Source organism: Curtobacterium sp. VKM Ac-1376, assembly GCF_015351025.1.
Lineage (GTDB): Bacteria > Actinomycetota > Actinomycetes > Actinomycetales > Microbacteriaceae > Curtobacterium.
The window spans coordinates 1-8,630 of record NZ_JADKRV010000032.1; the positions used below are offsets into that span (position 1 = coordinate 1).

Annotated in this window: 10 protein-coding genes; 4 read left to right on the top strand and 6 right to left on the bottom strand. The window is 65.0% G+C overall.

Translation table 11 applies throughout. The annotated features are described in order from the left end of the window. A partial coding sequence (locus ITJ56_RS17680; protein ID WP_228518169.1) for a hypothetical protein occupies positions 1 to 858 on the top strand: 858 nt, incomplete at its 5' end. A gap of 267 nt (positions 859 to 1,125) precedes the next feature. On the opposite strand, the gene ITJ56_RS17685 is transcribed toward ITJ56_RS17680, so the two are convergent. Further along, positions 1,126 to 1,563 (bottom strand): hypothetical protein, encoded by a 438-nt coding sequence (locus tag ITJ56_RS17685; protein WP_194631948.1) that lies wholly within the window; start codon positions 1,561 to 1,563, stop codon positions 1,126 to 1,128. Between the two features lie 637 nt (positions 1,564 to 2,200). After that, entirely contained in the window at positions 2,201 to 2,593 is a 393-nt protein-coding gene (locus ITJ56_RS17690; RefSeq protein ID WP_323749864.1) for an ATP-binding protein, read from the bottom strand. A 334-nt stretch (positions 2,594 to 2,927) separates the two neighbouring features. Between ITJ56_RS17690 and ITJ56_RS17695 the strand changes: the two genes are divergently transcribed. Both ITJ56_RS17695 and ITJ56_RS17700 read left to right on the top strand, forming a co-directional pair. Then, on the top strand, positions 2,928 to 3,518 hold the full coding sequence (locus tag ITJ56_RS17695; protein WP_194631950.1) for a recombinase family protein: 591 nt from the start codon (positions 2,928 to 2,930) through the stop codon (positions 3,516 to 3,518). 1,388 nt (positions 3,519 to 4,906) lie between these two features. Next, positions 4,907 to 5,275 (top strand): hypothetical protein, encoded by a 369-nt coding sequence (locus tag ITJ56_RS17700; protein WP_194631951.1) that lies wholly within the window; start codon positions 4,907 to 4,909, stop codon positions 5,273 to 5,275. Here the strand turns inward: ITJ56_RS17700 and ITJ56_RS17705 are convergent. Both ITJ56_RS17705 and ITJ56_RS17710 read right to left on the bottom strand, forming a co-directional pair. After that, complete coding sequence (locus ITJ56_RS17705; protein ID WP_194631952.1) at positions 5,226 to 5,711, bottom strand: HIT family protein; 486 nt, start codon at positions 5,709 to 5,711, stop codon at positions 5,226 to 5,228. The genes ITJ56_RS17700 and ITJ56_RS17705 overlap by 50 nt on opposite strands. Then, on the bottom strand, positions 5,708 to 6,193 hold the full coding sequence (locus ITJ56_RS17710; protein WP_194631953.1) for a TIR domain-containing protein: 486 nt from the start codon (positions 6,191 to 6,193) through the stop codon (positions 5,708 to 5,710). The genes ITJ56_RS17705 and ITJ56_RS17710 overlap by 4 nt, the downstream gene beginning before the upstream one ends. A 222-nt stretch (positions 6,194 to 6,415) precedes the next feature. On the opposite strand from ITJ56_RS17710, the gene ITJ56_RS17715 reads away from it, so the two are divergent. Beyond that, positions 6,416 to 7,066 (top strand): hypothetical protein, encoded by a 651-nt coding sequence (locus ITJ56_RS17715; RefSeq protein ID WP_194631954.1) that lies wholly within the window; start codon positions 6,416 to 6,418, stop codon positions 7,064 to 7,066. Between the two features lie 21 nt (positions 7,067 to 7,087). Here ITJ56_RS17715 and ITJ56_RS17720 read toward each other — a convergent pair whose 3' ends face one another. Both ITJ56_RS17720 and ITJ56_RS17725 read right to left on the bottom strand, forming a co-directional pair. Beyond that, positions 7,088 to 7,810, bottom strand: a complete 723-nt coding sequence (locus ITJ56_RS17720) for a hypothetical protein (RefSeq protein WP_194631955.1) — start codon at positions 7,808 to 7,810, stop codon at positions 7,088 to 7,090. Positions 7,811 to 7,988: 178 nt separating this feature from the next. Further along, the coding region (locus ITJ56_RS17725) for a GNAT family N-acetyltransferase (protein ID WP_228518170.1) at positions 7,989 to 8,630 on the bottom strand (642 nt) is incomplete at its 5' end.

Here is an 8,630-nt window from a genome sequence, read left to right on the forward strand (position 1 = left end):
CCTATCTGCGGAGTGCTCCGGGAGTGCGAAATCTGCCGCGCAGACATCGTTCGAAGCGGTCCTGGACGGCCGATTGGTGCGGAGTGCGCAACGGATGCCCCCACATCAGGGGGGTTCCGTCGCGGGGTGAGCGTCACTTACGTTCGTCGCACAGCCGGTCAATCAGGGGGAACGGCTCTCCTTGATGGTCAGTACGCGGGCAACCACTGCGACGAGCCGGTCCCATCAATGGAGATCAGGATCATGATGCGTCTCGTACTTCCCCATGTCAGCCCGCGTGCGGCAAAGGTCACCGCGTGGTTGGCGATCCCCGCCGCGCTCATCGCTTCCGGGCTCGTCGTGTCGTCGGCGTCGTACGCTGCGTTCTCCGCGACGACATCGAATCCGACGAGCAACTGGACGGCTGGGACGGTCGCCCTGTCGGACGACGACACGAACGCTGCGTTGTTCACAGCCAGCGACCTGAAGCCGACTTCCACCGGTGAGAACTGCATCGCCGTCACCTCCACCGGGTCGCTGCCCTCGACCGTGAAGCTCTATGGCACCGACGCCGCCACCACCAACGCCCTCGCGTCGAACATGGCCCTGACGATTGAGCAGGGCACCGGCGGCGGATCGGGCTCCTGCTCCGGCTTCACACCGTTGGCCACCGACGGGACCCTCTTCAACGGCACCCTTGCCGCGTTCGGGACGACCGCCACGAGCTTCGGAACCGGCGTCGGAACCTGGGCTCCGACGGGTTCAGCTTCCGAGACTCGCGTGTACCGCGTCACGTACACGGTGTCCTCGACGGCTCCGAACTCGGTGCAGGGTGGGACCGCGTCGCTTGGGTTCACCTGGGAGGCCCAGAACAGCTGATTGCCTCGAGGACGAGCGGACCGGCCCATGCAAGCTACGTCCTCGAGCGATCGAGCCGCAGTCGGCGTCGCTGACACCGTGCATCGGCGGCAGCTGCACGTCATCGACTGGGGTCGTGTCGTGGTGGCCGGGCTTGCGCGCATGCTGCTGACCGCTGTACTCGGTGGTGCATTCTGGGCTGCTGCCCCGATGGCACTCGGGTGGGAACCGACGACGGTGATGACCGGCTCGATGGAGCCCCGCTTGCACCCGGGAGACGTCGTGGTCTCACGACCGATGCCGAAGCCGATGCTCCACCCCGGTCAGGTGCTCCTCGCCGAGGATCCCGACCACCGTAACCACCTCCGCCTGCACCGGTACCTCAGATCCCGGAAGGGGATGTTCGTCACGAAGGGCGACGGGAACGAGGCCGCTGACTCGACACCGCTCGCACCGAGCGCCGTCCACGGCATCGGGTTCATCCGGGTGCCGTTCGTCGGTCTTCCCGTCCTCTGGCTCCGCACCGGAGCCTGGCCGCTCGTCGGGATCGCTGGCGCCCTCCTGTTGAGCGCCGGGCTCCTCGTCAAGCTCGACAGCCGCCTCCGATGCGCCGTCACGGGCCAGTGCTGCGATCAGGGAGACGAAAGACGCACCGGTCCGGACGGCGACGGCGACGGTAGGTCCGGTGCGGGAGGTGACGGCGCCACGACCGTCCGGCCGGCTCATCGTCGCGCTGGGCGGCGCTCCCGCAGCGCGCCGGCGGCTCGTGAACGAGAACGCCGGCCGCGACATCGACGAGTCGCCGCAGGGGTGCCCGCTGCGTTGGGTGTGTGCCTCGTCGTGGCGTTCGTTCCGACGCAGGCGATCGCGGCACCGTTCCTCGGAACGACGAGGTCCACTCCATCGACGTTCATCGCAGCGACGGCCGTGCCCGTCAGCGCCGTGACGTGTACGGACAACACTGATGCCTCCATCACGATCGGGTGGAACTCCAGCGGCGTCGCTGCAGCGTCGTTCGATGTCCTCCTGGGCACCAGGGTCCTTGCCAGCGCTCCCGGCACAGCCCGTTCAGTACGGGTGACCACCACGCAACTGATCAACCTCGGATCGACGTCGACGCTGCAAGTGCGCACCAACCTCGGACCCACCCCGGGGTCCTGGTCGGCCACATCTAGCGGGGGCACCAAGGTCACCGTCTTGGCGGTACTCGGCCTCACCAGCCTCCGCTGCGCGTGAGGACCGGCAGCGGAACTCGAGCCGACCAAACGCACGATCCGAACCGATCAAGCCAGCGGCAGAAATGTAGTCGGCTGGCGCTGTCGAAACGGGTGTCGCTGGTGGTGGAACGTCGCTTCACGACGTCTCAGTGAGAGGGCTTCCCGTCGGTGGCGACGTGGTGCCCGCGTTGGAGCGAGTCGGGGAGGCCCATCACGAGGCACCATCGGTTACCTTCGGGGTCGCGCTCGTACGAAAAATCGTCCATCAGCAACTCGATCATCGCGATACCGCGCCCGGACTCCGCCATCTCGTCGGGATCCGGCATCTCCGTGCGGAACGGCACGTGCACCTCTGCTCCGCTGTCACTGAGCACCGCCTCCAACGCGGTCGACGTCCGCCGGAGCGTCAACTGGCACAGCAGACGCTCGCTCCCTTCGGCGTGCTCAATGACGTTGCCCGCGAGTTCGAGCAGCGCCGTCTCGAACCGGATGCGTTCCGCGGTACCGAGATCGGTGTTGAGGTGCCAGAGGTCGTCCACCGACTCGTGTACCTCGTCCACGTCGTTCGGCGGGACCGCGAGCAGCACCGTGCGTTCCCAGGCCGGGCCGTGGATCGCCGAGACATCGGCGCCGTCATTTCCTATGGGCACATCCTCACATCCGGTCTACCGAGAAACTGCCCGGTAAGGATGAGACAAACGCAACCGGCCTTGACGTCTTCGAGAAACTATAGTTTTTCGAGACGCGACGGTGAGACGGTTCGCGGCTCGAGCGAGCCTAGTGTTTCCGCGAGTCCCGGTTGTCTCGGAAAGTCGTCTCGACGGTAATGGGGCTTCGGTGGGTGGTTGTGGGGTTTTCTGAGACACTTGGCGGGTGAGGCTTCTCGGGTATACGCGTATCAGTACTGGAGCGCAGGATGCGACGTTGCAGGTGGATGCGTTGGTTGCGGCGGGGGTGCAGGAGCGGGACATCTTCGCCGACCTGACCTCGGGGCGGAAGGAAGCCGCAGCACGTCCGGGCATGGGTCGTCTGCTCGAGCACGCGACGACCGGCGACACGGTGGTGGTGTGGCGAGTTGATCGGCTCGGTCGGTCGTTGGTGGATGTGTTGAGCACGGTGGCGATGTTGGGGGAGCGAGGGATCGGGGTCCGATCGGTGTCGGACGGGATTGATCCGGCGACGTCGGCGGGGCGGCTGATGTTGAACCTGATGGCGACGTTGGCGGAGTACGAACGCGAGCTCATCGTCGAACGCGTTACCGCTGGGATCGCTGCGGCACGTGAGTCGGGGACCAGGTTTGGTCGGCCGCCGTCGGATCCTGCGGTGATTGGCCGGAAGCTCGCGATCGTGAACGAGGCCCGCGCCGCCGGCCATACGGCGGCGGACGCAGCGCACCTGGTCCGGTGGTCGCGGGCGACCCTGTATCGGCATCAAGCGCAGGTTGCAGCGTCGCCGGAGGAATAACCGGTGCTCGCGGAAGGTGGCTATTGCAACGGGGTCCTGGCGGCCAGGAACGGGGTGACGTAGTCTCGCGTTTGCTGCCCCGCGGACCCTAGCCGTGGGAGCTCGACCCCCTGTTACCGGGCTGGCTTCGTCATGACCATTGCGTTGAACCCGACGGCGTCGTAGCGCGAGGGCGTCTGTCCTAGACCCGAATCAGTGGCAGACGCCCTCGCAGCACATAGTCGTCTGGTGCCCGCGGCGCCTTTCACGGGCGCAGCCCTTGTCGACGTATCACGGACAAATGGCTGCGGGTGTTGGCATGGGCAGGAGGGTGGCCCGGCCCGCGCTCACCCGAACAGCAGCGGGACGGACCACCCTGCCCGTGTTGCATCAGGGATTCGAAGCCGAGCGAGCATCGGGTTGGTTCGCGCTGAGTTCTTGCGCGGTTGCGCGGGGTGGGGCTGCCTGGGCGGGTTCGGGTTTCCGCCCGGGCAGCCTCGGTGTGCGCACCCAGCTGCCGGATCAGCAGCGGTCCCGGCATCCGGGGTACTCGAGTAGGGAAACTGAAGTTCACGCGGTCAGTGAGGCCGCGTAGCGCACCGGGGAGACGTTACGCAGCGGCACCGGCGGCGCTCTCAGACTCGTACCGGTCGTGGGGGGGAGGTGCCGACACGGTTAGGGAACGCGTGCCGGCACCTCGGTGGCGGTCCTGACCCGAACAGGCCCGCCGCGTCCACAGTGCACCGGTTGACCAATTTGGTTGGCGTGTGTTCCGGCATGGCGCGATATCGATGGCTCGTGAGGTGAAGGGTGGGGCTAGCGTGGTTGGCGGTGCCCTGGGCCTTCGGGTCTGCGGGTGCCCTGGCGTGCCTCCTATTGCGCCCGAGGGGCTGCCGCTCCCATCCGATCAGGGATAGCAGGATGGTCGACGCGGCAGCCCCACTCACCCTCCCCGACAGGTGCGGCCTGATCAACGCGGCAGCGCCGACCCCGGGGGATGCGGGCACAACTCAGGGGTTGCATCACCTCTAGGCCCATGCGCACACTCGTCGCAGAAGGACCCAGCCCCACCCCAGAGCAACACGACTCAGGCCTCTGCGCGGCGTCGCGCTGAGGTATACCCCAACGCGCCACCTTCAGTGGAAGGTGAGAAACGGCACGACACCCAGCGCAGCGAGAAAGACGACGCCCAGCGCAGCTGCTCACACCGATCCGGCAACCGAGCTTTCGGATGTCTCGTGAACGACCGTCTATAAGGGCAGGCGATCGACGCCCGTTCGTGCGACTATTGAGTCATCCTCCAGACCCCGCGGAAGGGGACTCGCATCACCGAGCAAGTACTTCCTGATGGCCCCGCTCCCGAGGACCGCCGTCAGCATCTGGACTTCATCCAAGCGGCGATCGCACGCATGTCTGCAGCGTCGGCTGTCGCGAAGGGGTGGGCGCTCACGATCGCGACGGCGACCTTTGGCTACGCCGGCACGCAGTCGTCAGCTGTTGTCGCGCTCCTAGAGATGTTCGCAGCAGCACTTTTCGCAGCGGTCGACGCTCGGTATCTTCGGGAAGAGCGCAAGTACCGGCTGCTCTTCGACGCGACTCGAGTCGGAGCCGTCGACGCATATGAGATGAACGCGACTCGCTACTGCGGCACTCTCAGTCAGGCAGACTGCGAGCCCATCTCTTGGAGCAAGGTGGTGTGGTCCTGGTCGGTGCGCGACTACTACGGACTCATGCTCCTCGTCGGGGCCGCGCTCCTGGTGTGGCTGCACTGCCGATAGTCCGGCAAGCGTCTCGGAGGGCTTTCCAGGCGTCGTCCTTCTGTGTTTCGCTGTAATTGCTCTCCGGCGGCCAGATGCGTCCGATCCGGTCGTTTGCGTCCCGCGGGACGAGGTGGATATGCACGTGCATCACCGACTGGCTAGCTGCTTCGCCATTGGACTGAATGATGTTGAGCCCATCCGGGTGAAGGCTTTTTTCAATCGCCTTCGCGATTCGGAGGGTGGTGACGCTGAGTTGCTGAGCCGTCACCTCATCGAGCTTCCAAATGTCGGGGACATGCAAGCGAGGGATGACCATCGTGTGGCCGAGGGCTGCGGGCTCGGTGGGGAAGAAGGCCACCGTATGTTCGTCTCGGTACACCTCGCGAGCATCTGGATCATCACGATCGACGATCTCGCAGAACGGGCAGCTCTCCTCCCCACCGACGTCACTCACGAGCGGGAGTACGCGTTGTCCACCCAGGAGGTGATGTTTGCTGCGATGTCTCCGTACACCGCTTGGCTTGTGGATCCCGAGGGAGTGTAAACCGGGACGTAGTCGGCGACGGTGCCACCTCCCTGCAGTGTCACCTTAGAGAACGGGTCGACGCCCGCGCTGTCAGTGTCACCGGATGAGTCGGCGAGCCCGTTGATGCGGATGCCCACGAGTGGCTTTTTTGCGTCCCAGGCCTTCGCGATCTCGTACTGAACCCAAGGGCGGTTTGCCGTTCCCGACCCGATCAGTACAACGACGGCCTTCTTGTAGGACATCTGTTCATCGATCCACTGCTCAATCGCAGCATCACCCTGCCGCTTCACTGCTTCCCACTCCTGGGCGTTGAGAATGGTCTGCCCTTCGAGGGCGCCCATGTTCACGATCTGCTGGACCCGCCACGCATCGTTGTCGTAGTGGAAGCTGTAGAACACCGTCTTGGCCATGATTTCCTCTCAACGCGACCTCGTTGCCGCACTGCCAGCTTAGCGAGAAGTGCTGACGTTCCTTCAGGTCGAGAGCTCTGCCGTCGCCCATTGCCTGTCGCCCGTGGCACTCGAATCAGAGGCTGCACCTGAGCGGCGACGGGTGTCCTGCTCGGATGCACTCGGATTGGGGCTGCTTCCGTCGGCAGCAAGCCGCCAAACTGGGCTCTCCGGATCGAGAGGGTGACCGTGCAAGAAGGTATCGAGTACGAACTGAATAAGCGCTACTTCCGCGGCCCCGGATGCGCCCTGTTCTTGGCCATCGGTCTTGGGCTAATCGGGATTATTACGCTCGGCGGGTCGTGGCAGACCGCGGTTGTGTTGATCGGCCTCGCAGCGATCGCCGCTGTCGTGCATGTCAAGATGCGGTCGAGCAGCCCGCGCTCCGTCGACGCATCGCTCGAGGCCGTCGCTCAGCACGTGCGTAAGACCGCAGCGGCCCGCATCGGTGTGTTCCCGCACGCTGCGCCACCGCTCGAAGTCATCGGCTTTAGCCGAATCAAGAACACAGCTGGCCCGCTCGTGCAGCTGAAGGAGGAGGGCGGGCGGACCCGAACCAACTGGGTCGGCGGTTTCATCGCGTACTTCAGTGAGCAGCAGGTCCACATCTTCACAACCGAGACATGCATAACAGCGCCGGCGCAAGCAGAGAAGACTGTCGAGTTCTTCTACGAGGACGTCGTGTCGCTCTCCACTGAGAGCGACCAGCGCGGCAGCCGCCTCTCCCTCACCGTGCAAGACGGCAGTCGGTACGACGCACCGATCAGTGACGTCGCGGCGATCGACAGCGAACTGGCCGCCGCTCGGGAACTCATCCGCCGACGACGGGCGTGACCGAGGTGCTCCACAGCGACCTCAACGAGTCGTCTCTCCAAGGTGGTGCGCGATGGCTCGCAAGCCGAAGTCGATGTTCTTCAAGTGTGTCAGGGGGTCAGACGAGTTGCCCTCGTTACGCGCTCCGGTCCATGCCTCGGGCGTGATCTTGGGCCACAGCGTGAAGTCGTAACGGTGCTTGGTCACGTACTCATGCGAACCCGGCCGCCCACCGACGTCACGTCCGTAGGTCACCTGCAGCTCGCCCGTGACAGGGGCACCCATAGCGCCTCTCTTGTCACTTCGTTCCGCTGCACTTTCCGGCAGGTGCCAAAAGAGGCGCATCCTCGCCCCGGGCGCGAGCTCGAACGGCGTAGCGAAGAACTCACGGAGACCTGGCCCAACGTGGGTGTCGTCATCAGATAGCCCGAAGCCCGCACCGAGGAGTTTGAAGCGCACATTTGTAGCGGCAGTCGCCCCTGTGTTGGCGAGGATCAGGTCAAGAGCACCATGGCTAGCAATGCTCGGGACGATGTTCATGGTGACGTACGGGCGCGTCCGGTCCTCGCTGTCCTGAGCTGCTTGAGCGGAGTCATGTCGAAGTTGGACGGCCGTGAGCCGCACCTGTCGATAAGTGAGAAGGATCGCAACGATGGCGACCACGACCGCCGCTGCGGTGGCACGGGCTCCGATCCATGTTGGGAGCAAGGTCGGATCGGTGGAAACGGCTGACGGTGTTGCGCCAGCGAACGTAAGAGGGTTCATGGGACGGAGGGTAACGCGTACCTATGACGCACCTTGGTTCACCCCGAAGCCAGCGCCTCAGCGCGACCAGAACCATGCCAACGAGCGTGAACAATCACAGACACCGAGATCCCCGAATCTTCGCGGGCTCCTGAGTCGGGTGTGAGTTGTGCGGTCGCCGATCGGCTATCGGACGGGATCAGTGCTCAGCGGCCGTAGGCACGAAGGCTTCCCAAAGGATCTCGCCGTCGATCAGAGCGCTCGTGGGTGCAAGCCCGGTCCGTCGCGCCACCTGCATCGAGGCGGTGTGATCGGGATGGATGAAGGCCCGGATGTGCCGGACGTCGACCGAACGCAACCACATCACGACGGTGGATGCTGCCTCGACGGCGATCCCTCGACCCTGCGCCTCCGGCGTGACCAGCCAGGCGAGGTCCGCGACGAGGCCGTCCTCCTCTCGTCCGAGGGTGGCCTGCACGAATCCGATCGCGGGTCCGCCGCAGGCAGGGCGGACGATCCAGTTCAGCCAACCCGCGCTGCCGTCCTCAGACTGGCCCCGGGACTGGCGGCCATACCGTGCGCCCAGTTCGTCCAGGGTCGGTGGCTCGCCGCCAGTGAATCGGTAGAGCTCTGGTGGAGCCAGGGTGGTCAGCATCTCGCTTGCGTGGTCGACGGCAAGCGGTTCCAGGGCGAGACGATCCGAGTGCAGGGGATCAGCCTGTGGCCATGACATGACCTGAGCCTTGCAGATCGCACGGTCAACCATCCTTGGGTTCAGCTGGTCGTTGCAACACCATCGTGAATCGGAGTGTTGCAGATGGGGTCGAGGCTGGAACACCGT

Bases quoted from the DNA above. Each gene is read 5' to 3' on its own strand.
- ITJ56_RS17685 (WP_194631948.1), bottom strand. From the start codon at position 1,563: ATGAGCCGGCCGGACGGTCGTGGCGCCGTCACCTCCCGCACCGGACCT.
- ITJ56_RS17700 (WP_194631951.1), top strand. From the start codon at position 4,907: ATGTCTGCAGCGTCGGCTGTCGCGAAGGGGTGGGCGCTCACGATCGCG.
- ITJ56_RS17710 (WP_194631953.1), bottom strand. From the start codon at position 6,193: ATGGCCAAGACGGTGTTCTACAGCTTCCACTACGACAACGATGCGTGG.
- ITJ56_RS17720 (WP_194631955.1), bottom strand. From the start codon at position 7,810: ATGAACCCTCTTACGTTCGCTGGCGCAACACCGTCAGCCGTTTCCACC.